This is a genomic window from Micrococcus lylae NBRC 15355, assembly GCF_001570885.1.
GTDB lineage: Bacteria > Actinomycetota > Actinomycetes > Actinomycetales > Micrococcaceae > Micrococcus > Micrococcus lylae.
In genome coordinates this window covers 28,365-50,386 of sequence record NZ_BCSN01000006.1, presented here as the reverse complement: position 1 = coordinate 50,386, position 22,022 = coordinate 28,365, and the positions used below count along the sequence as shown (strand labels likewise).

Below are 22,022 nucleotides of genomic sequence, written 5' to 3'. Positions count from 1 at the left end.
AGCACCGGACACGCTAACGGCCGCCTTCGGGCCTCAGGCCTGGCGCGACCGCTGCGCCAGCCGCTCCAGGGACCGCTGCGCCGCGGCATCGGGCTGCCAGCGCGCAGCGGACAGGTCGACCCTCGGATCATCGTGTCCGCGCAGCGGCGTCCCCTCGGTCTCCCAGTGTCCCTTCGCGACGACGGCCAGCTGAGTCGGCAGGGACCCGTCGGCCCGCACCACACGCCACCAGGGCGTGCCCTCGGCAGACTCCGCCATGGCTCTGCCCGCCTGACGGGCGCCGCCGGCGCCGAGCAGGGCGGCCAGGCCGCCGTAGGCGACGGCCCGCCCGGCCGGGATCAGCCACGCGGCGGCGGCGAGGGCCTCCAGCACGGTGAGGGGGCCGTCGTCGGGAAGGCCCGGGACGGCAGGAAGGGAGCCGTCGCCAGGCGGGCAGTCCCCGGCGAGCGGCTGTGCAGGAGGGGTCTCGGCGGTGTCCACAGGCTCATCCTGCCGTGTCCGTCGACGCGGTAGCGTGGAGGCCGTGAACTGGCATGAGCAGATCCGGGCAGGGTTCGACCTCGAGACGACCGGCCGCGATCCTTCGAAGGCGCTGATCGTCACCGCGACGATCGTCATGGTGGACGGCGCGGGCCTCGCCCGCTCCAGCGCCGAGTGGCTGCTGGACCCGGGTGTGCCGATCCCGGACGAGGCCGCCGAGGTCCACGGGGTCACCACCGCGAAGGCACAGGCTGAGGGCATGCCCGCCGCTCAGGGCGTCGCCGAGATCCTCGAGACCCTGCGTGACCTGTTCCGCGCCGGCATCCCGGTGATCGCGTTCAACGGCGTCTACGACTTCACGGTGATGGACCGAGAGGCCCGCCGCCACGGCCTCCAGCCGCTGGAGCCGACACCGGTGATCGACCCCTTCGTCCTGGACCGTCAGATGGACCGCTTCCGCAAGGGCAAGCGCACCCTGTCCGTGGTGTCGGAGCACTACGGCGTCACCCTCGAGAACGCCCACACCTCCGCCGCGGACGCCCTCGCCGGCGTGCACGTGGCGGACGCTCTGGCCCGCAAGTACGACGCGCTGCGCATCGATCCCGCCGACCTGCACGAGCGCCAGGTCACCTGGAAGGCCGAGCAGGCCGCCAGCTTCGAGGAGTACCTGCGCCGCAAGGACCCCCAGGCCACCGTCTCGCGGGCCTGGCCGGTCGAGCCGCAGGCCTGAGGCCGCCGGCTGCCCCGCCGCCCGGCTCGGCCAGGCCGCGCACGCCACGAACAGTCGTGACGTCCGTGACACGACGACGGCGCCCCACCTCGAGCAGGTGGGGCGCCGTTCGTCTGTGCTCCGGTCCGGGAGGCAGCGGCTGCGGATCAGCCCTGCGGGGTGGCCTGCGCCGCGGCCTCGGCGGCGGCCGGCAGTGCGTCGAGGACCTGCTGGACGGCGGCGTCGTCGTGGGCGGCGGAGACGAACCAGGCCTCGAACACCGAGGGCGGCAGGTACACGCCGGAGGCCAGCATGGACTGGAAGAACGGGGCGTGGCGGAAGACCTGTTGGCCCTGGGCGTCGGCGTAGTCCTTGACGCCGTCGGCCGAGGTGCCGAAGGCGACGGAGAACAGGGTGCCGGCACGCTGGATGGAGTGGTCCACGCCGGCGGCGGTCAAGGCTGAGGTCAGGCCCTCGCGGATGGCATCGGAGGCGGCGGCCACACGGGCGTAGACGGCCTCGTCGGCGTGCTCGAGGGTGGCGTGGCCGGCGGCCATGGCGACCGGGTTCCCGGAGAGGGTGCCGGCCTGGTACACCGGGCCGAGCGGGGCCAGGTGGTCCATGATCTCGGCGGAGCCGCCGAGGGCGGCCGCGGGCATGCCGCCGCCGATCACCTTGCCGAAGCACCAGATGTCCGGGGTCCAGCCCTCGACCTCGCCGAACAGTCCCCAGCCGCCGGTGGCGGTGGCGCGGAAACCGGTGAGGACCTCGTCCCAGATCAGCAGCGCGCCGTGCTTCGCGGTGATCTCGCGCAGGAAGCGGTTGAACCCGTCGCCCGGCTCCACCACGCCCATGTTGCAGGGCACGGCCTCGGTGATCACGGCGGCGATACTCTCGCCGTGCTCGGCGAAGACGGCCTCGAGCGCCTCGGGCGAGTTGTAGTCCACCACGATGGTCTCGGAGGCGGCGGCCTCGGTGACTCCGGCGGAGCCGGGCAGGGCCTGGGTGGCGACGCCCGAGCCGGCGGCGGCGAGCAGGCCGTCCGAGTGGCCGTGGTAGCAGCCTGCGAACTTCACGATCAGGTTGCGGCCGGTGACGCCGCGCGCCAGGCGGATGGCGGTCATGGTGGCCTCGGTGCCGGTGGACACGAAGCGCACGCGCTCGACCGGCACGCGGGAGGCGATCAGCTCGGCCAGCCGGGTCTCGCCTTCCACGGAGGTGCCGAAGGACAGGCCCGCGTCGACGGCGCGGTGGACGGCCTCGACCACGGCGGGGTGCTGGTGGCCCAGGAGCATGGGGCCCCAGGAGCAGACGAGGTCCACGTAGCGCTTGCCCTCGACGTCGGTCAGGTACGGGCCCTGGGCAGAGGCCATGAAGCGGGGCGTGCCGCCGACGGAGCCGAAGGCGCGGACGGGCGAGTCGACGCCGCCGGGGATGACGGCCTGGGCTGCGGCGAAGGCCGCGGCGTTGGTGGTCACAGTGACCCCTCCTTGATCCAGCGGCCGAGTTCGGCCGCGTAGTAGGTGAGCACGGAGCCGGCGCCGGCGCGCCGGATGGAGAGCACGGACTCGGCGATCGCGGCGCGGCGGTCGATCCAGCCCTGGGCCGCGGCCGCCTCGATCATCGCGTACTCGCCGGAGATCTGGTAGGCGGACACCGGGACGTCGGCCGTCTCGGCCACGTCGCGGACGATGTCCAGGTAGGCCATGGCCGGCTTGACCATCACCATGTCCGCGCCCTCCTCCAGGTCCAGGCAGACCTCACGCAGCGCCTCGGTGCGGTTGGCCGCGTCCATCTGGTAGGTCTTGCGGTCGCCGGTGAGCTGGGAGTCGACGGCGTCCCGGAACGGTCCGTAGAACGCGGAGGAGTACTTGGCGGCGTAGGCGAAGATCACCGCGTCGGTGTGACCGGCCGCGTCGAGGGCCTCACGGATGACGCGGACCTGGCCGTCCATCATGCCGGAGGGGCCGAGCACGTCCGCCCCGGCTTCGGCCTGGGCCACGGCCATCTGCCCGTAGATCTCCAGGGTGGCGTCGTTGTCCACGGCACCGTCCTCGCGGAGCACGCCGCAGTGCCCGTGGTCGGTGAACTCGTCCAGGCAGAGGTCGGACATGACCAGCAGCCCGTCCCCGACCTCGGCCTTCACGTCCGCGATCGCCCGGTTGAGCACGCCCTGCGGGTCCAGGCCGGCGGAGCCGGTGGCGTCGCGGGTCTCGGGGACTCCGAAGAGCATGATGCCGCCCAGACCCAGTTCGGCGGCCTCGGCCGCGGCGGCCTTGAGGGAGTCCGTGGTGTGCTGCACGACGCCCGGCATCGAGGCGATCGGCAGCGGCTCGTCCGCCCCCTCCTTGATGAAGGCGGGCAGGATCAGCTCAGACGGATGCAGGCGGGTCTCGGCGACCAGCCGACGCATCGCCGGGGACTGGCGCAGGCGGCGCGGACGCTGCAGCGGGAACGGCATGGGACGTCATCTCCTGTCAGAGAGTCTTTCCGGAGGCCCGGACGGGCCGACGGTCCAGCCCTCCACTGTACCGAGACGCCACCGCCGCCCGCAGGAGAAGGCGGACAGCCGTCGTCGAGACGAGCCCGGCCCCGCCGATAGGGTGGGACCATGACCTCCCCCTCCGCCGGCACACGCATCGCCGTGCTCATCGACTGCGACAACGTCTCCCCATCCTACGCCTCCCTGATCCTGGAGGAGCTGGCCAGCCACGGCACCCCCACCATCAAGCGCGCGTACGGCGACTGGACCACCACCAACCTGAACGGCTGGAAGAAGACGCTGTCCACGCTGGCGATCCAGCCGATGCTGCAGATCGCCAACACCGTGGGGAAGAACTCCTCGGACTCCGCCCTGATCATCGACGCGATGGACCTGCTCTGGATGGGCAACGTGGACACCTTCGCCATCGTGTCCTCGGACTCCGACTTCACCCGCCTGGCCATGCGCCTGCGCGAGTCCGGCAAGCGCGTGATCGGCCTGGGCGCCCGCAAGACCCCGGCCTCCCTGCGCAACGCCGTGGACCAGTTCGTGTACCTCGAGCTGCTGGCGAAGGCGGCCGAGGACGAGCAGGCCGAGAAGCGGACCGGTGAGGCCGCCGACGAGGCCGAGGACTCGAAGCCCTCGGGACGCTCCCGCTCGCGCGGCGGCCGCGGCTCCGGCACCAGCGGGGCGAAGAGGAAGGCGGAGACGAAGCACGAGACGGACGCGGCTGCCGCCGAGGAGACGAAGCCGGCCAAGGAGCCCGCGAAGCCCGCGGGTTCGCGTGCAGACGACGTCACCCCGGCGTTCTCCGATGCCGAGCACGCCGACGACGCCCCGCGCATCAACCTGCAGTCCGCCCTGGTCAAGGCCATCAACGCCACCTCCGGCGACGACGGATGGGCCTCCCTCGGCGTCATCGGCCAACACCTGTCCCGCACGCACGTCGACTTCGACCCGCGCGACTTCGGCTTCCGCAAGCTCTCGGACCTGGTGGAGGACCAGTCCTACCTGCAGACCCGCACCGAGGGCCGGACCATGGAGGCCGCCGTCAAGGCCCGGCGCCGCCGCAGGGCGGAGGGCTGATGGCCGGACCCGAGAACGCCGGGGCGGACACCGCGGCGGGCGCCGGGCGGACAGGGGCGGTGCGCCGCGCGCGCTCGCTGCTGGCGATGCTGCGCAACCCGAAGCTGCGCCGCAGCCTCGGCGCCGTGTTCTCCGAGACCGCGACCGCCGACGACGCCGGTCCCCTGCGCGGGGCCGTGTCGCTGGGTGCGGTCGAGCTGTCCGAGGACGGCACTCCCGTGTTCGTCGAGTCCTTCCTGGGCGAGGCCGTGGCCGACCTGGACCGGGCGCTCGGCCCGCTCGCGGTGCTGGACGGCGCGCGGATCGACGTGAAGGACCTCGCCCTGGACGCCGTGGACGACGCCGTCCGCGCCGTGGCCGTGCGCGTGCTGGATGAAGGCGAGCGGGTGACCGAGTCCGAGCTCAACGGACGCCTGCGACTGTTCGTGCAGGACGTGGCGTTCTTCCGCCGGCACGCCTTCGACCTCGGCGTCTACGAGCGCGCCGCCGACGGCTCGGCCTACTGGCGTGTGGAGGGCTGAGCGGGGCTGGACAGCGGCTGACCGGGACTTCGTGTCAGGAGCGCGTTGTGTGTATGGAAGGCACCGCCGCCTTGCGTGTATCGAAGCACCGCCGCGTTGCGTGTATCGAAGGTGGGCCGTAACCGCTCTGATCGGGCCGATCTCGCCCAACTTTGATACATGCAAGGACGTCCGACCAGGAACGACCAGGAATCAGTCCTGTCGGAACGAGCGGCTCAGGGTTCCGAGCTCCACCAGAACCGATTCCCGGGCGACGTCCTGGCGCAGTCGTCAGCGCTTCAGATCACTGGGGTGAGGAAGCTCGACAGTGGCCACCACGGGAAAGTGATCGGAAGACTCGATCTGCGGAACCACGGCGTGCCGGGCGGTGATGTCGCTCGTCGTCAGAATGTAGTCGATCCGACCTGTGGGGTTGCCCGGCGCCAACGTCTCAGCAGGGCCGACACCGGCGACGGGCCAGACGTCTACCAGGCGCTCCGTGAACACCTCGTACTCCGGCTGGTCCGGACGCGCGTTGAGGTCTCCCATCAGCACGGCTGGATTCTCCTCGTCGGCCAGGACGTCGTTGATGGTCTCGAACTGGAGCGCTCGGAACTGCGAGTTCGTGTGCGTCAGATGGGTGTTGTAGACGGTCACGGGCACCCCTCGGACGTTGATCTCAGCCGATGCCAGGCCACGCTGTTCGCCGCCCTCATGGTTCGGCAGCAGGGTGTTGGTGCAGTTAGCCAGCTTGTGGCGGGAGAGGATGGCCGTGCCGTACTGCCGTCGTTCCTGGCGCCCTTCCTCCGGGTCCAGGTCAAGGTTCGCGGCGTAGCAATAGTCCATGCCCAGACGCGCGGCCAGCCACTGGGCCTGGTCTTCGAACTCGGAGCGTGAGCCATAGGCGTTGTCGACTTCCTGCAGCGCCACAACGTCGGCCTCGAAGTCCGCGATGTCCCCCGCGACGCGTTCGATGTCCAGAACGTCGAAACGGTCTGCCGCGTGGTGGATGTTGAAGGTGGCCACGGTCAACGTGCGGACCGCGGCGTCCGGACGGTGTGGGCGGTCGGCGGAGGGAGCGGCTGCTCCTGTGAGTGTCGTGGCGAGGGCGGCCGAGGCCACGGCGCCGGTCAGCAGGGTGGTGAAACGTGAAGGCTTCATCTCGTCCTCGTGGATCGTGTGGGAACGCCTGGGGAAGTGGGCGTGGAGACGGGCACCCTTCGAGGACAACGCATGTCCGTGGCCGCTCGGTGGAGCCACGTGGGCCTCGGCGTGACGACGAGGTGACGATCGTGGAGGCGCGTGGACGATCAAGCCACGCCCCATTCACCTCGGCGATACCCTGCGCTCACCTGGGATTCCTACGCTGACCGGCATGGCCAACGAACTCGAGTTCCTCAAGGGCGTGGACAAGCTGCATGCCTTCTACACCGAGAATGTCAGGATGCTGGCCCACGCCTACGACCTGACGGACGAGGAGGCCTCGAACCTGCTCTACCAGCACGACTTCCAGAACGTCTCGCGCTCCATCCTGCGGCCGCCGCGGGTGGACGTGATGGCCCCGCCGCCGGAGAACTGACCGGGGCCGGACCGGGCCCACGGCCGAGCCCGCCGCTCAGGCGATGCGGGTCAGCTGGATGAGCACGACCTCGGTCTCGTCCGGCAGCGCACCGCCCCAGAACTCCTCATGGGCCGCCCGCCAGGCGCGCACGTCCCGGTGGCCTTCCCCCTCCGCCACCACGTGCCAGTGCGGCACCCGGCCCAGGGGCACCACGGTCACGCCGGTGACCTCCACGACGGCCGCCACCTGCCCGGCCGAGTCCAGCACACGCTCCCGCGTCCCGGCCCGCGGCAGCGGCTCCTGCGCAGCCTCGTAGTCCCGCAGCAGCGCGGAGGTGGCGGTCTTCTCCCCGGCCAGGATCGCCGCGACCAGCGCATCGCGCAGCGGACCGGGCTCGGCGTACTCGCCGTCCACCTCCGCAGTGCCGCCCGCCTCCTGAAGGCTCAGCCCATGCCCCAGCGCACGCAGGATCCCCTCGGCGTCCGGCGACTGCGCCACGGCCGACAGCTCCAGCCCCAGCCGCCGCGCCTCCGCGGCCGTGGGCCGGCCGATCGCGACCAGGCGGCTGGTCAGCCGCACCCGCTCGTCGTCCAGCCCGTGGTGCGTGGCCAGCTCGCGGGCGGCCGAGGGGCTCGTGAGCACCACATCGTGGCCGGCCAGCCTCGCCACCGGCACGACGACGGCACCCGCCTCCGCCATCTCGCCCACCGGGGCATCGTGGCCCGTTCGCGCTGCACCGTGGCCCGGTCGGGCTGCATCGTGGCTCGCTCGGGCTACGCCGTGGCTCGCTCGGGCTGCGCCGTGGCCCGGTCGGGCTGTGCGCGCGGACCCCGCCCCGGGCGCCGGCCCGGCGGTGTCCCCGCTACGGTCGAGCTCGCCGGCGTGGTCGGCCCCGCCCTGAGGTTCGGGCAGCAGGCGGCGCGAGGGGTCGGCCGGGTAGGGCACGGTCCGGTAGGCCTCCACGCGGGCGACGTGCCAGCCCTTCGCCTCCAGGCCGGAGGTCAGCTCCCCGGTGGCCAGCGCGGACTGCGGAAGCAGCACCAGGGACGCCGGGGCCTCATGGGGGTCGGAGACGTCCGCATCGACACCCTGCGGAACGGCACCCTGCGGAACGGCGACGTCCGCATCGGCGCCCTGCGGAACGGACCGGTCACCGGCGACGTCCGCATCGGCGCCCTGCGGCACGGACCGGTCACCGGCGTCCCCGGCGACGTCCGCTCCGTCGGCCGTCATGGCGGCGTCTGCGGCGCAGCGGCCTGCAGGCTCCACGGACGGGAAGTCGGCCAGGATCCCGGCGGCCGACGCCTGCTCGGGCATCCACGGCTCGGCGGTGCAGCCCAGCTCGGCCAGAACCCGCGCGGTGCCGGCTCCGGTCACGGCCACCTTCGTGCTCCCGCCGACCCGGCCGGTCCAGCCGGCGGCCTGCAGGGCGCGCACGGTGTTGGGACTGGTCAGCACCAGCCATGCGCACTCCCCCGCCTCCACCCTGGCCACCACGGCCCGCAGGGGCCCCGGCTCGCCGGACAGCTCGAAGTCCGTCAGCGGGCAGAAGCGGACGTCCAGCCCCGCCGCGGCCAGGTCCGCCTCCACGGCACCGGCCTGAGACGGCTGCCGGGTGAGCACCAGCGGTCTGTGTCGCACGCCGGAAGCCCGCCCGGTGGCCGCGCCCGCCACGGGAGCACACCCACTCGTCCCCGAGGACCCCTGCCCGGCGCCCGGGCGGGGGTCCTCGGGACGGTGCGGGTCCGACGTCGTCATGTGCGGCGTGCCCCGAGGATCAGGCACCGGTGCCGCGGACGGTTCCCGGCAGCAGGTCGGCGCCCTCGGCGATGAACCCCTCGGCCATGTGCACGCCCAGCGCACCGGCCGCCGTCATCAGGGTGTCCTCGAGCCACTCGGCCGACTGCTCCGGCTCCGCATTCACCTCCTGCGGCACCGCGTCCAGCTGCACCGAGGAGGTGCGGCGCAGGATGCGGGAGCCGTCCAGGGCGGCGACCATCGCGTCCATGACGATGCGCGGGGCGGCGGCACCGGCCTCGTCCTCACCGTCCTCCACACGGGCGACCGCCCCGATCGGCGCGGCGCAGCCGGCCTCCAGGCGCAGCAGCAGGGCGCGCTCGGCGGTCACGGCGGCATGGGTGTGCAGGTCGTCCAGGCGGGCCAGGCCCTCCCGCAGGCGTCCGGCCGGCGTGGTCGGGTCCAGCAGGGCGTCGCCCACGATGCCGTCGTGGAGCGCACGGACCTCCACCGCCAGGGCGCCCTGGCCCGGGGCCGGGAGCATGACGTCCGGGTCGATGCGCTCGGTGATCACGTGCCCCAGGCCGAGACGGTCCAGGCCGGCGCAGGCCAGGACGACGGCGTCCAGGTCCCCGCGCGGGGAGCCGGCGGCGGCCGGGGCGTTGTCGTCGTGCTGCTCCAGGCCCGGCACACGGGCCAGGCGGGTCTGCACGTTGCCGCGGATGTCCACGAGCTCCAGGTCCGGACGCAGCGCCTTCAGCTGCGCCACACGGCGCGGCGAGCCGGTGCCGACCCGGGCTCCCTCCGGGAGGGTCTCCAGGGTCAGGCCGTCACGGGCGCACAGGGCGTCCCGCAGGTCCGCACGCGCCGGGACGGCGATGATCTCCAGGTCCTCCGGCTGAGCCGCCGGCAGGTCCTTGAGCGAGTGCACGGCCATATCCACCACGCCGTCGAGGATCGAGGCGCGCAGCGCGGAGGCGAACACGCCGGTGCCGCCCAGAGAGGCGAGCGAGCCGGTGGTGACGTCCCCGTCGGTCCGGATGATCACCAGCTCGTGGTCCAGGCCCGCCTGCTCGGTCAGCGCCTGCGCCACCGTCCGGGTCTGGGTGGTGGCCAGCGCAGAGCCGCGGGTGCCGACGCGCACGGACATGGTTCAGGCCTCCTCGACGTCGGCGGCGGTCTCGGCTGCCGGGGCCCCCTCGGACGCCTCGGCGCCTCGGCCGTGCTCGGCCAGGCCGCGCACAGCGGCGTCCACGGCGGAGGTGGTCGGGCGGACGGAGCCGTCCCGCATGACCTTCACGCAGCAGTCCGGGCGGCAGACGTCCGGCCAGGCCGGGAAGCAGCCGACGGCGGCGCGGCCGGCACGCAGGCCCATGCGCTCCTCGACGATGTCCACCAGGCCGGACACGAAGCGCGCGTCGGTGCCCGGGGTGCCGGTGCGGCGGAAGCCGACGCCCAGCTCGGCCGCGGTGTCCTTCGCCTCGGTGTCCAGGTCCCAGAGGACCTCCATGTGGTCGGACACGAAGCCGAGCGGGACCACCACGAAGCCGGCCACGGCACGGCCGGAGGCGTCGGTCTGCGCCCCCTCGCCGGCGAGCGCCTCCATGGCGTCGTTGATGTCGGGCTCGAGCCACGGCACCTGCGGGGAGCCGGAACGGGACTGGTAGACCAGCGACCACTCGACCCCCTCGGCCTCCGGGACGCCGGCGAGGATCTCGCGGGCCACGTCCAGGTGCTGCGCCGAGTACAGGTCGGCGCCATCGGCCTCGCCGGCCTCCGCGCCAGCCTCGGAGGCCAGCTGCGCGGACAGCTCGCGCGGGCCGGCGGCCTCGGCGTCGGCGGTCGGGATGGAGTGGGTGACGAACAGGACGTGGATCCGGGCGTCGTCGCCCAGCTCGCCACGCAGGGAGAGCAGGTCCTCACGCAGGCCGTCGCGGAACGGCTCCACGAACCCCGGGTGGTTGAAGTACTGGCGGGTCTTGTCCAGGTCCACCGTGCCCTCCAGGCCGGTCTTCTGCATGGCCATGCCCATGTCCTCGCGGTACTGGCGGCAGGACGAGTAGCAGGAGTAGGCGGAGGTGGTGACGGTCAGGATGCGGCGGTGGCCGTCGTCGACCATCCGCTGAAGGGTGTCCGGGAAGTACGGCTCCCAGTTGCGGTTGCCCCAGTAGACGGGCAGATCGTGGCCGCGGCGGTCCAGCTCGGCCTCGATCGCGGCGATCAGCGCACGGTTCTGGGCGTTGATCGGGCTGACGCCGCCGTTGGTGCGGTAGTGGACGGCGACCTCCTCGAGGCGCTCGTCCGGGATGCCGCGACCGCCGGTGACGTTGCGGAGGAACGGGAGGACGTCCTCCTGGCCCTCGGGGCCGCCGAAGGAGGCGAGCATGAGGGCGTCGTAGGTCTTGGGCGCCATGGTGCCGTGGGCGTCGTAGTCGACGCCGGCGGGGGCCTCCGGGACCTGCCGGACCGGGCGCTCGGCGCCGTCCGGGTGGTGGTGCGTCGGGGACAGGCTCATCAGGCGAGGACCTCCAGGATCTCGGCGGTCTCCACGCGGCGGCCGGTGTAGAACGGCACCTCTTCGCGCACGTAGTGGCGGGTCTCGTTGTCCCGCAGATGGCGCATCATGTCCACCAGGTCGGTGAGCTTCGGGGCCTCCAGCCCGAGCAGCCACTCCCAGTCGTTCAGGGCGAACGCGGACGTGGTGTTGGCCCAGACCTGCGGGAAGTCGCGGCCGAGCAGGCCGTGTTCGCGCAGCATGCGGGCGCGCTCCTTCGGATCCATGGTGTACCAGTCGTAGGAACGCACGAACGGGTAGAAGCAGAGCCACTCGAGGGGCTCGCGGCCCATGGCGAACGCCGGGATGTGCTCCTTGTTGAACTCGGCCAGGCGGTCGGCGCCCATCGCGGAGAGCACGATGTGCGTGCCGGCGAACAGGCGGGTGCGGCGGATGCGGCGGATCGCAGCCTGCAGGTCCTCAGGGACCTGGCCGTACATCCACACCATCACGTCGGCGTCGGCGCGCATGCCGGAGACGTCGTAGGTGCCGCGGACGGTCACGCCCTGCTCGCCGAGCTCGGCGACGAGGGCGTCGAACTCCTGCACGGCGTCCTCCGCCTGCGGACCGTCGAGCGGGGCGGGGCAGGAGCCGTCGTTCGGGCGGGCGAACACGGTGTAGGTGGTGAACCAGTCCTTGCCGGCCAGCGGGTTCGGCGCGTTCTCCTCGGTGGCGGCGGCGTCTGCGGTGTGCTGGGTGTCCTGCACGGGGATCACTCTCTTCCTGCTGCGGGGGTGATGGGGTCGAAGGAGCCGAAGCGGCGGTCCACGGCCTCCACGATCGAGGCCAGGCCGGTGCCGTCGGCCCAGGCGCCGACCACGTCCACGCCGTCGGTGGTCTCGGCGTAGGCGGTCAGCGCCTTCATGGCGGTGCGGGCGGGGCCGGACTGCGGCGGGATGGCGTCGCGCCAGCGGACGACCATGTGAGCGGCCACGTCCTCGGCTGCGAGGTCCACTCCGGTGAGCACGGCGGCGTCGGCGATCGCCTGCTCCACAAGCTGCTCGTCCGCGGTGCGGTAGCCCAGCTGGTCCGGGCCGCCGCCGTGCCGGCCGTAGGAGAGGCGGAGCACGTGGCGGTGCCGGTGGCGGGCGGTGCCGTCCTCGCGGTCGCGGCGGACGACCTCGGCGAGCCACTCCCACTTGGCGGTGGCGTGGGTGAGCGCCTTGGCGCCCACCTCGGTGCCCTCGGCCACGAGGACTCCGGTGCCGCGCGGGGCGCAGTCGAGCCCCTCGGCGTCCACCACGAGCGTCACCAGGGCGACGCCGTCGGCAGGGTGGGGGCCGTCGTCGGGGTCGAGGGCGCCGTGCGAGGCGGGGGCGAGCAGCTCCCAGGCGTTGGGGCCGTCCACGGCGAGGACGATGCGGTCGGCCTCGAGCCCCCGGAGGACCTCCTCGTTGCGGTCGCTGATCTGCGCCCACCACTGGCCGCGCTCGTCGAAATGCTTCAGGGCGGCCACACGGACGCCGCGCAGCACGGTCACGCCGGTGTCCCGCAGCCGGGCGATCAGCCGGGTGGTCAGGATGTTCATGCCGCCGTCGAGGCCGGCCACGAGGGAGCCCGGGGTGTGCTGGCCGCGCAGCGCGGCGACGCCGGCGGACAGGCTGCCCTGCTCCACGAAGGCCTCGAGCAGACCCGGGGCCACCCGGTGCACGGCGACGGTGGACGGGTCGGCGGAGTGCACCCCCGCCACCACGGGGGCAACGAGGCGCTGCAGGACCTCGTCGCCGAGACGGTCGGCCACCAGCTCGCCGAGGGTGATCTCCTCGCCGGCGGCGATGCGCTCGGCCCAGTCGCCCACCTCGGCGGTCAGGTCCTGGCGTGCGCGCTCCAGGCCGGCGGCGGACAGGGCCGCGGCGGTGTCCTCGGCGTCCAGGTCCCCGGGGATGCCCAGCAGGCCCAGCCGTGGGGAGGGAAACGAGCCCTCGGCGGCGTGGATCCAGGACCCGCCGGCCGCCGGGGACATGATGCGTTCGTAGATGTCCAGCTCATGCAGCAGCTCCTGGACAGCGGTGCCGCGCAGCGCGAAGGCCTCCGCTCCGCCGTCCAGCTCCAGCGTCTGGTCCTGCACGGCGCCGTGCTCGTCCTCGGACGGCACGGTGAGGTAGCGCGGCGAGACGGCGCCGCCGAGCACCGAGGTGGCCTCGGCGAGGGTGACCTCCCAGCCGGACTGGCGCAGGCGCAGCGCGGAGAGCAGGCCGGCGATGCCGCCGCCGATCACCAGGGCGGTGCGGGGCGCCTGGTCCGCAGCGGGGGCCACCGGGGCCGGGATCTGCTGCACAGAGATGTCCGGGACCTTCATGCGTGCTCCTCCCCCGAGGCGGGACGCTCGGGCACGTCGATGGAGTGGATCAGCTCGACCACGCGGGTCAGCTCGGTCGGGTCGGTCTCCGGCGGGACGCCGTGGGCCAGGTTGACCACGTGTCCCGGCGCAGCGGCGCCGGAGGCGACGACCTCGCGGACGTGGGCCTCGAGCACCTCCCAGGGGGCGCCCAGCAGGGCCGGGTCGATGTTGCCCTGCAGCGGGACGGCGCCGCGGCCGTCCGGGCCAGGGTTCGCGCAGAGGCGACGGTGCGCCTCGGCCAGGGTGAGGCGGTGGTCCACGCCGACGGCGGACGCGCCGGCATCGCGCAGGTGGTGCAGGAAATCGCCGGTGCCGATGCCGAAGTGCAGCAGCGGGACGCCTCCGACCACACCCGGTCCGGCCAGGTCGGCGACGGCCTCGAAGGCGGCGGCGGAGTGACGCTGCACGTGGGCACGGTAGTCGGCCGCGGAGAGCGAGCCGGCCCACGAGTCGAAGAGCTGGGCGGCGGAGGCGCCGGAGACGATCTGGGCGCGGAGGAACTGGCCGGACACGCGGGCGGCCCAGGACGCCAGCGCGTTCCAGGTCTCCGGGTCGGCGTGCATCATGCGGCGCGGCCCGAAGTGGTCGCGGGAGGGGCGGCCCTCCACCATGTAGGCGGCCAGGGTGAACGGCGCGCCGGCGAAGCCGATGAGCGGGCGGCTGCCGAGCTCGCCCACGGTGAGCGAGACGGCCTCGCGGATGACGTCGAGGGCGGAGTCCTCGAGCTCGGGCAGTGCGGCGACGTCCGCGGCGGTGCGCACCGGGTGGTCCAGGACCGGCCCGACGCCCGGGACGATCTCCACGCCGATCCCGGCCAGGCGCAGCGGGACCACGATGTCCGAGAAGAAGATGCCGGCGTCCACGTCGTGGCGGCGGACCGGCTGCATCGTGATTTCCCTCACAAGGTCGGGCATGAGGCAGGAATCGAGCATCCCGATGCCCTCGCGCACCTTCTTGTACTCCGGCAGCGAACGGCCGGCCTGGCGCATGAACCAGACGGGGTGGCGCTCGGGGCGGGCGCCGCGCAGCGCGGTGATCAACGCCGAATCGGCCGTGGATCGCGCGGATTCGGTGGTGCGCAACGGATGGTCGGCCGGCAGGGCTGCGGCCGCCGTGGACGGGGTCTGAGCAGGGGTCTCGGCGGACATGCCCCCCATTCTTCCATCGAAAGCGATTCCGGGCCCGTGGACGACGACGGCCCACCTCGCCCCACGTGACGGCCGTCACCTCAGCGTCGCCCTATCTGAGCGGATGCCCCGCTTCAGGTGAGGTGCGCCTCGGTGACGGAAGGACCGGCCCCGGCTAGGATGGACGGCGCTGTGACACTCTTCTCGCTGATCGCCTCGCACAAGGACGTCCACCTCGACACGGTCGCCCGCCTGTCCGCCGGTGCCGCGTCCGTGCTCTCCGCCCTGCCCGCCTCCGGTGCCGGCGGGGCCGTCGTGCTGACCACGTGCAACCGCGTGGAGGTCTACGCCGACGCGGACAACGGCGACGTGTCCGGCACCCACAACACCCTCGTGAAGGCGATCGCCGCCGAGACGGACCTCCCGTACGCCACCGTGGACGGCACCTTCCGCCTGCTCGGCGCCGACGCCACCGTCCGCCACCTGTTCGAGGTCGCCTCCGGCCTGGACTCCGCCGTGGTCGGCGAGCGCGAGATCGCCGGACAGGTGCGCCGGGCCCTCGTCGAGGCCCGGGAGGCCGGCACCGCCACGGGCCCGCTCGTCCGCCTGTTCGAGGGCGCGACCCGCGCGGCCAAGGACGTGGGCTCACAGACCGCTCTCGGCGCCACCGGCCGGTCCGTCGTGACCGTGGCCCTGGACCTGGCCGAGGAGCTGCGCGGCGTCGTCACCGAGGAGGAGGCCGAGGACTTCTGGGCCGAGGCGAACGTGCTGCTGATCGGCACCGGCTCCTATGCGGGCACCACCCTGTCCCAGCTGGCGGACCGCGGCGCCACCGCCGTGGCCGTGCACTCCTCCTCCGGCCGTGCCGAGCAGTTCGTCGCCGATCGCGGCGGCTGGGCAATGGCCTTGGGCGGCGAGAGCATCGCCGGGGCACTGGCCGAGGCCGACGTGGTGATCGGCTGCTCCGGGTCCGGCCGGCAGGTCTCCCCTGAGCAGCTCGTGGCCCTCCGTGAGGGCGCCCGGCATCCGGTCACCCTGCTGGACCTGGCGCTCTCCCGTGACTTCGACCCCGCCGTGGCGGACCTGGACCAGGTCGACCTGATCACCCTCGAGGACGTCCGCCTCGCCGCACCGGAGCAGGCCGCCTCGGCCGTCTCCGAGGCACGCACCCTCGTGGAGGGCGCCCTCCGCGACTTCACCGACTCCCAGCGCGGCCGCACCGCCGACGGCGCCATCCGCGCCCTGCGCGAGCACACCCTTGCGGCCCTGGACACCGAACTGGAGCGCGTCCGCCGCCGCCATGGCTGCACCGCACCGGCCGAGGAGATCGAGTTCGCCCTGCGCCACATGGTGCGTCAGCTCCTCCACACCCCCACCGTCCGCGCCCGGCGCATGGCTGCCGAGGGACGGCTGGACGAGTACGAGCGCGCGCTGCAGGCGCTGTACGACATCGAGGTGCCCGCCGCCGCTCCGATCCCGGACTCGCCGTCCGCCTGCCCGGTCCCCCATCAGGACGCGGACGGGCAGAGACGCACCGCATGAGCGGCCACACCCGCGCGGCACGCCTGCCCCGGGCCGAACGCCGCCGGCAGCTGGTGGAGGTCGCCCGCGCCCTGTTCGTGGAGCACGGCTACGCGCAGACCTCCATGGACCAGATCGCCGAGTCGGCGGCCGTGTCCAAGCCGGTGCTCTACCAGCACTTCCCCGGCAAGCACGAGCTCTTCCTCCACCTGCTCGACGTCGAGGTCGAGGCCTTCGTCGCACAGATCTCCGAGGTGCTGTCCTCGGACCTGGACAACAGGCAGCGCACGCGCCAGACGGTGACCGCGGTCTACCGGTATGTGTCCGACCCGAGCCGCCGCCACCGGCTGCTGCTGTCCTCCGGCCGCACCCACGACCCGGACGTCCAGCAGCGCGGCGAGGTCATCGAGGGCACCCTGGCCCGGCACATCGCCAAGCTGCTGCAGGAGGGAGCCACGGTCTCCGTCGAGGAGGCCGAGCTGGTCTCCCGCGGCCTGGTGGCCTGCATGATCGAGGCCGCCCGCTGGTGGGCCGACGAGACCGACGAGGCCTCCCGTCCCACCCTCGAGCGCGCCGCCGAGGTCACCTTCACCATGCTCTGGCGCGGCCTCTCCAGACTCTGAGCACGCCCCGCCCCGACAGCGGGGCGCCACACACGCCCCGCCCCGCCGACGGGGCCCCACACCGTCCGCGCCCCGCGGACGGACCTGTTCCGGCCCCTGTGTTTCGCCACGGGGTGAAACGCCTCCCGTGCCCTGCCTGCCGCCGCGCCCCGTGCCCTAGTCTGAACGGGAACAGAGCCGTTCCGGACGCGCGCGGCCCCGGCCCCGCCGTCCGACGCAGACCGCAGACCCCTGTCCTAGGAGGACCCCATGGAGATCCGCATCGGAGTGCAGCACTCGGCCCGCGAGGTGACTCTGGAGACCGAGCACACCGCCGAGGAGGTCCGCGAGCGCGTGGCCGCCGCGATCGCCGACGGCTCCCTGCTCCAGCTGGACGACGCCAAGGGCCGCACCGTGCTCGTGCCCGGCGAGAAGATCGCCTTCGTCGAGATCGGCGCCCAGAAGGCCGGCCCGCTGGGCTTCGCCGCTCGCTGAGCCGACGGGCGAAGGGGCCTGACCCATGCTGCTGCCCGCACTCGGCGTCCACGGCGCCGGTGAGGACTCCGCCCTCACCGCACGGCTGACCCGTCTCCGCCGGGACCTCGAGCTGCCGGACGCGTTCCCGGACGACGTGCTGGCCGAGGCCGAACGTGCCGCCGAGGACGTCCTCGGCTCCCTCGGGCAGGACCCCGAGCGCGTGGACCTCACCGACGTCCCCTTCGTCACGGTGGATCCGGCCGGGTCCACCGACCTGGACCAGGCCGTCTTCATCGAGCGCACGGACGTCGGCGTCCGCGTGCACTACGCCATCGCCGACGTCCCCGCGTTCGTGGCCCTCGGTGGCGCCATCGACGTGGAGGCCCGCCGACGGGGCCAGACGGTCTACCTTCCGGACGGGCGTGTCCCCCTCCACCCCGAGCGCATCAGCGAGCACGCCGGCTCCCTGCTGCCCGAGCAGGAGCGCCCCGCCTACGTCTGGTCCATGGACCTGGACGGCGAGGGCGTCCTCGGGGCCGTGGAGCTGGTCCGCGCACGGGTGCGCTCCCGCTTCCAGCTGACCTACCCGCAGGTGCAGGCCCTCGTCGGGGACGAGTCCCCGGCGGGCGGGGCACCCGGGGGCGGTGCCGTCGTCGGGAAGGACGGGCGGGTCCCGGCCGAAGTGCCGGACCTGCCCGAGGAGGTTGTGGCCTCGCTGCGGCTGCTCCCCGAGGTGGGCCGGCTGCGGCGCGCCCAGGAGGCGGCCCGTGGCGGCGCGTCCCTGAACATGCCGGACCAGGAGATCCACGTGGACGAGTCCGGCGCCTACCGCCTCGTGCAGCGCAACCCGCTGCCGGTGGAGGACGACAACGCCCACGTCTCCCTCATGACGGGGATGGCGGCGGCCCGCATCATGCTCGACGCCGGCGTCGGCATCCTGCGCACCATGCCCGCCCCGGACGATGAGGCGATCGCCGAGTTCCGCTCTCGCGTGGCCGCCCTCGGCCTGCCGTGGACCCACGAGCAGGACTACGGCGCCTACCTGCGCACCGTGGACCCGACCGCACCCCAGGGCCTGGCCGTCCTCCACGCCGCCACCGCCCTGTTCCGCGGCGCCGACTACACCGCGTTCGACGCGTCCTCCGACGACCCTGAGCTGCGCACCCCGCCGGAGGACCCGGAGCAGGCCGCCCTGGCCGCCCCCTATGCCCACACCACAGCTCCGCTGCGCCGCCTGGTGGACCGCTTCGTGCTGATCGTCTGCCATGCCCTGGTGCAGGGCCACGAGGTGCCCGCCGAGGTGCGGGCCGCCCTGCCGGAGCTGCCCGCGCTGATGGCGGACTCGGGGCGCCGCGCCTCCCAGGCCGACCGGGCGGCCGTGGACCTCGTGGAGGCCGCCGAGCTGACCGCCCACGTGGGCGAGGAGCTCGCCGGCACCGTGGTCCGCACCCGCGGCGAGGACTCCGTGGACGTGCAGCTCGTGGACCCGCCCGCCTACCTGAGCGTCCCCGCCGGTGCCGCCCCCGGCGACGAGGTGCGCGTGCGCATCGACTCCGTGGACGTGGCCTCCGGTCAGGTCGACGCGTCCCTGGCCGGCGGCCGCTGAGGCTCCCTGCCGTCCGCTCCTTCCGGCGCGCCCGCAGGCCGAGGGGCTAGACTGGCCCCCGACGACCGCGTCCCCGCAGTCGTCGTGACCACTGGATGACCGGTCGCACCTGATCACCTGTACTGCCGAATCCGGCGGCGCCTCCCCACCGTGGGGGACGGCCGAGACCGGGTTCCCGGGGCGGGGCCACGAGGCCTTGCGGCTCCGGTGTGTTCTCCCCGCGATCGGCTTCCCCCTGCAGCGCGCACACGGCGCGAGCCCGCACGCACGGGCCCGGAGGCATCCGGCCGCCCGCGCCGCGGACCGACGCCCCGCGCGCCCGAGAAGGAAACGGGAGCGTGAGCATGAGCGACACACCCACCACCCAGAACCCCGAGACCACCCCGGACAGGGCCGCCGAGGAGATGGCCGCCGTCGAGGAGATGGCCGCCGTCGAGGAGATGGCCGCCGAGACCGTGACCCCTGACGAGGTCCCGGCCGTCGAGGAGAAGACCTTCGCCGACTACGGCGTCTCCGCCGAGATCGTGGACGCGCTGTCCGCGCGCGGCATCACCCATCCGTTCCCGATCCAGTCCATGACCCTCCCGGTCGCCCTGGGCGGGCATGACATCATCGGCCAGGCCAAGACCGGCACCGGCAAGACCCTCGGCTTCGGCATCCCCGCCCTGCAGCGGGCCGTCGGTCCGGGCGAGCCCGGCTGGGACAGGCTGGAGAAGGACGGCTCCGCCGGCGCCCCGCAGGCGCTCATCGTGGCACCGACCCGCGAACTGGCCGTCCAGGTGGCCGGCGACCTCACCGAGGCCGCGAAGAACCGCTCGCTGCGCATCGCCACCATCTACGGCGGCCGCGCCTATGAGCCGCAGATCGAGGAGCTGGGCCGCGGCGTGGAGATCGTGGTCGGCACCCCCGGCCGCCTGATCGACCTGATGCGCCAGCGCCACCTGCGGCTGAACCTGGTGAACACCGTGGTGCTCGACGAGGCCGACGAGATGCTCGACCTCGGCTTCCTGCCGGATGTGGAGACCCTGCTGGCCGCCGTGCCGCAGGTCCGCCAGACCATGCTGTTCTCGGCCACCATGCCGGGTCCGGTGGTCGCCATGGCCCGCCGGTACATGACCCACCCGACGCACATCCGCGCCACCGACCCGGACGACGAGGGCCTGACCAAGAAGGACATCCGCCAGCTCGTCTACCGCGCCCACCACATGGACAAGGACGAGCTCATCGCCCGTGCCCTGCAGGGCGAGGGTCGCGGCCGCACCATCATCTTCACCCGCACCAAGCGCACCGCCGCCCGTGTGGCCGACGAGCTGACCAAGCGCGGCTTCGCCGCCGGCCCGCTGCACGGCGACCTGGGCCAGGGCGCCCGCGAGCAGGCGCTGCGCGCCTTCCGCAACGGCAAGATCGACATCCTGGTGGCCACCGACGTCGCCGCCCGCGGCATCGACGTGGACGACGTGACCCACGTGTTCAACTTCCAGGCCCCGGAGGACGAGAAGACCTATGTCCACCGCGTCGGCCGCACCGGCCGCGCCGGCAACAAGGGCATCGCGGTGACCCTCGTGGACTGGGAGGACATGCCGCGCTGGTCCCTGATCGACAGGGCCCTCGGTCTCGGCCAGCCCGAGCCGGTGGAGACCTACTCCTCCTCCCCGCACCTGTTCGAGGACCTCGGCATCCCGAAGGGCACCAAGGGCCGTCTGCCGAAGGACAAGCGCACCCTCGAGGGCCTGGACGCCGAGCACGTCGAGGACCTGGGCGGTCCGGGCTCCGCAGCGCGCGGCGGCCGCAGCTCCGAGCGCGGCGGTCGCGGCGGCGGCCGGGGCCGTGGACGCGGTCGTGGCCGCGGCGGCGAGGCCCGGGGCCGTGGTGGCGAGGGCCGGAGCCGCGACAGCGAGCGCGGCGAGTCCGGCGAGTCCCGCGGCCGACGCGGCGGCGAGGGTCGTGACCGCTCCGAGGGCGGCGAGCGCTCGGGTGAGGGCGGGGGCGGGGGCCGTCGCAGGCGCTCCCGCGGAGGCCGCAACCGCACCCGCCGCCGCAACGGCGAGGTCGTGAAGGGCGGCGAGAGCGCCCCGAAGACCGAGAGGTGACCCTCCCCCGCGCACGTACTGGTGAGGACTCACCGTCATCACGGGTCCTGAGGGGCTCGAGACGGCGTGTCCTCACCAGTTGGGAAGCGGGTCGCCTTAGTATCCGGACGCCGACGACGGCGGCGCACCTGACGCTGTCAGGTGCGCCGCCGTCGTCGTCTCGTCTGCCGCGCCCGGGGCATGGCCTCCGGGTCCCCAGACCTCGTCGTCTCCCCGCGGCGCCGCTGGGACACGGCGCCCGCTCAGCGCAGGACGTCCGTCCCGGTTGCCTGACGTTCGATCTCGGCGAGCACCTCGGGTGCGGTGAGGTTCTCCCCCAGCCGGTTGGGCTTGCCGCTGCCGTGGTAGTCCGAGGATCCGGTGGTGAACAGGCCGTGGCGCTCGGCGATGCCGCGGAGCACGGCGCGGGCCTCGTCCGGGTTGTCGCGGTGGTCCACCTCAAGACCGCCGAGGCCGGCGCCGATCATCTCCTCGAAGGTCTCCATGCCCACCACCCGTCCGCGGGCCGAGGCCAGCGGATGCGCGAACACGGGGACTCCGCCGGCGTCGCGCACGAGGCGGACGGCGTCGGCCGGATGCGGCGCGTAGTGCGGGACGTAGTACTTGGAGGAGCCGGCGAGGATGGAGCGGAACGCGGCGGTGCGGTCCGGGACCACGCCGATCCGCACGAGGGCATCCGCCAGGTGCGGTCGCCCGATGGTGGCTCCCTCCCCCGCGTGCTCGAGCACGTCGTCCCAGGTGAGGTCGAAGTCCTCGGCGAGGCGCTCCACCATCATCTGCGCGCGGTGCAGGCGGGCGTCGCGGGCGCGGGCCATCTCGGCGTTGAGGCCGTCGTGCTCCGGGTCGTGCAGGTAGGACAGCAGGTGCACGGAGACGCCCTCGTCCGTGCGGCAGGACATCTCCATCCCACGCACCAGCAGCAGGCCGTGCCTGCGGGCCGCCTCCTCGGCCTCGGCCCAGCCGGCGTTCGTGTCATGGTCGGTGAGCGCCAGCCCGTCCAGCCCCGCCGCCGCGGCCGCCGCCACGAGCTCGGCGGGAGACTCGGTGCCGTCCGAGACGGTCGAGTGCGTGTGCAGGTCGAAGCGGGGCGTGCTCATGACCCCAGCCTACGGGGCGGAGCCTGCTGCCGGTCCCCGCGGCAGCGCCCCG

General features: G+C 73.5%; 20 protein-coding genes. 9 read left to right on the top strand and 11 right to left on the bottom strand.

Translation table 11 applies throughout. The annotated features are described in order from the left end of the window. Positions 1 to 33: 33 nt before the first annotated feature. Positions 34 to 480, bottom strand: coding sequence for an MGMT family protein (locus MLY01S_RS11980; protein ID WP_227718833.1), 447 nt, complete (start codon positions 478 to 480; stop codon positions 34 to 36). Between the two features lie 43 nt (positions 481 to 523). Here MLY01S_RS11980 and MLY01S_RS02720 point away from each other — a divergent pair, with 43 nt between their 5' ends. Further along, positions 524 to 1,210, top strand: coding sequence for a 3'-5' exonuclease (locus tag MLY01S_RS02720; RefSeq protein ID WP_067189093.1), 687 nt, complete (start codon positions 524 to 526; stop codon positions 1,208 to 1,210). A 146-nt stretch (positions 1,211 to 1,356) separates the two neighbouring features. Here the strand turns inward: MLY01S_RS02720 and hemL are convergent, their stop codons facing one another. Beyond that, complete coding sequence (gene hemL, locus MLY01S_RS02715; RefSeq protein ID WP_067189064.1) at positions 1,357 to 2,667, bottom strand: glutamate-1-semialdehyde 2,1-aminomutase; 1,311 nt, start codon at positions 2,665 to 2,667, stop codon at positions 1,357 to 1,359. Then, positions 2,664 to 3,650 carry a porphobilinogen synthase gene (gene hemB, locus MLY01S_RS02710; protein WP_067189062.1) on the bottom strand — a complete coding sequence of 329 codons (987 nt, stop codon included), beginning with the start codon at positions 3,648 to 3,650 and terminating at the stop codon, positions 2,664 to 2,666. The genes hemL and hemB overlap by 4 nt, the downstream gene beginning before the upstream one ends. Before the next feature lie 150 nt (positions 3,651 to 3,800). On the opposite strand from hemB, the gene MLY01S_RS02705 reads away from it, so the two are divergent. Both MLY01S_RS02705 and MLY01S_RS02700 read left to right on the top strand, forming a co-directional pair. After that, positions 3,801 to 4,757 (top strand): NYN domain-containing protein, encoded by a 957-nt coding sequence (locus MLY01S_RS02705; RefSeq protein ID WP_067189060.1) that lies wholly within the window; start codon positions 3,801 to 3,803, stop codon positions 4,755 to 4,757. After that, a complete protein-coding gene (locus MLY01S_RS02700) occupies positions 4,757 to 5,278 on the top strand; it encodes a DUF2087 domain-containing protein (RefSeq protein WP_067189058.1) in 522 nt (173 codons plus the stop codon). The genes MLY01S_RS02705 and MLY01S_RS02700 overlap by 1 nt, the downstream gene beginning before the upstream one ends. Before the next feature lie 270 nt (positions 5,279 to 5,548). Here the strand turns inward: MLY01S_RS02700 and MLY01S_RS02695 are convergent, their stop codons facing one another. Continuing rightward, on the bottom strand, positions 5,549 to 6,418 hold the full coding sequence (locus MLY01S_RS02695) for an endonuclease/exonuclease/phosphatase family protein (RefSeq protein ID WP_067189056.1): 870 nt from the start codon (positions 6,416 to 6,418) through the stop codon (positions 5,549 to 5,551). Positions 6,419 to 6,632: 214 nt separating this feature from the next. Here MLY01S_RS02695 and MLY01S_RS02690 point away from each other — a divergent pair, with 214 nt between their 5' ends. Next, positions 6,633 to 6,836 (top strand): hypothetical protein, encoded by a 204-nt coding sequence (locus MLY01S_RS02690; RefSeq protein WP_067189054.1) that lies wholly within the window; start codon positions 6,633 to 6,635, stop codon positions 6,834 to 6,836. 36 nt (positions 6,837 to 6,872) lie between these two features. Here MLY01S_RS02690 and MLY01S_RS11975 read toward each other — a convergent pair whose 3' ends face one another. The 6 genes from MLY01S_RS11975 to hemE all read right to left on the bottom strand — a co-directional run bounded on the left by MLY01S_RS11975 (position 6,873) and on the right by hemE (position 14,607). Next, positions 6,873 to 8,441, bottom strand: a complete 1,569-nt coding sequence (locus tag MLY01S_RS11975) for a uroporphyrinogen-III synthase (RefSeq protein WP_167635492.1) — start codon at positions 8,439 to 8,441, stop codon at positions 6,873 to 6,875. A 154-nt stretch (positions 8,442 to 8,595) separates the two neighbouring features. Then, complete coding sequence (gene hemC, locus MLY01S_RS02680; protein ID WP_067189052.1) at positions 8,596 to 9,705, bottom strand: hydroxymethylbilane synthase; 1,110 nt, start codon at positions 9,703 to 9,705, stop codon at positions 8,596 to 8,598. Positions 9,706 to 9,708: 3 nt separating this feature from the next. Beyond that, positions 9,709 to 11,070 (bottom strand): ferrochelatase, encoded by a 1,362-nt coding sequence (locus tag MLY01S_RS02675; protein WP_067189050.1) that lies wholly within the window; start codon positions 11,068 to 11,070, stop codon positions 9,709 to 9,711. Then, a complete protein-coding gene (gene hemQ / locus MLY01S_RS02670; protein ID WP_067189089.1) occupies positions 11,070 to 11,756 on the bottom strand; it encodes a hydrogen peroxide-dependent heme synthase in 687 nt (228 codons plus the stop codon). Before hemQ ends, MLY01S_RS02675 begins: the two co-directional genes overlap by 1 nt. A gap of 65 nt (positions 11,757 to 11,821) precedes the next feature. Beyond that, entirely contained in the window at positions 11,822 to 13,408 is a 1,587-nt protein-coding gene (locus MLY01S_RS02665) for a protoporphyrinogen/coproporphyrinogen oxidase (protein WP_082739542.1), read from the bottom strand. Continuing rightward, positions 13,405 to 14,607, bottom strand: a complete 1,203-nt coding sequence (hemE, locus tag MLY01S_RS02660; protein ID WP_369804922.1) for a uroporphyrinogen decarboxylase — start codon at positions 14,605 to 14,607, stop codon at positions 13,405 to 13,407. Before hemE ends, MLY01S_RS02665 begins: the two co-directional genes overlap by 4 nt. 162 nt (positions 14,608 to 14,769) lie before the next feature. Between hemE and MLY01S_RS02655 the strand changes: the two genes are divergently transcribed. The 5 genes from MLY01S_RS02655 to MLY01S_RS02635 all read left to right on the top strand — a co-directional run bounded on the left by MLY01S_RS02655 (position 14,770) and on the right by MLY01S_RS02635 (position 20,873). Next, complete coding sequence (locus MLY01S_RS02655; protein WP_067189086.1) at positions 14,770 to 16,119, top strand: glutamyl-tRNA reductase; 1,350 nt, start codon at positions 14,770 to 14,772, stop codon at positions 16,117 to 16,119. Beyond that, positions 16,116 to 16,721 carry a TetR/AcrR family transcriptional regulator gene (locus tag MLY01S_RS02650; RefSeq protein WP_067189046.1) on the top strand — a complete coding sequence of 202 codons (606 nt, stop codon included), beginning with the start codon at positions 16,116 to 16,118 and terminating at the stop codon, positions 16,719 to 16,721. Before MLY01S_RS02655 ends, MLY01S_RS02650 begins: the two co-directional genes overlap by 4 nt. Before the next feature lie 249 nt (positions 16,722 to 16,970). Continuing rightward, positions 16,971 to 17,195: a DUF3107 domain-containing protein gene (locus MLY01S_RS02645; RefSeq protein ID WP_067189044.1), complete on the top strand. Its 225-nt coding sequence runs from the start codon at positions 16,971 to 16,973 to the stop codon at positions 17,193 to 17,195. A gap of 25 nt (positions 17,196 to 17,220) precedes the next feature. Next, complete coding sequence (locus MLY01S_RS02640) at positions 17,221 to 18,783, top strand: RNB domain-containing ribonuclease (protein ID WP_067189042.1); 1,563 nt, start codon at positions 17,221 to 17,223, stop codon at positions 18,781 to 18,783. Positions 18,784 to 19,127: 344 nt separating this feature from the next. Beyond that, positions 19,128 to 20,873 carry a DEAD/DEAH box helicase gene (locus MLY01S_RS02635; protein WP_082739541.1) on the top strand — a complete coding sequence of 582 codons (1,746 nt, stop codon included), beginning with the start codon at positions 19,128 to 19,130 and terminating at the stop codon, positions 20,871 to 20,873. Between the two features lie 242 nt (positions 20,874 to 21,115). Here the strand turns inward: MLY01S_RS02635 and MLY01S_RS02630 are convergent, their stop codons facing one another. Further along, the gene (locus tag MLY01S_RS02630) at positions 21,116 to 21,970 is read right to left on the bottom strand and encodes a PHP domain-containing protein (RefSeq protein WP_067189040.1); all 855 of its coding nucleotides are present in this window, start codon (positions 21,968 to 21,970) and stop codon (positions 21,116 to 21,118) included. Positions 21,971 to 22,022 lie beyond the last annotated feature (52 nt).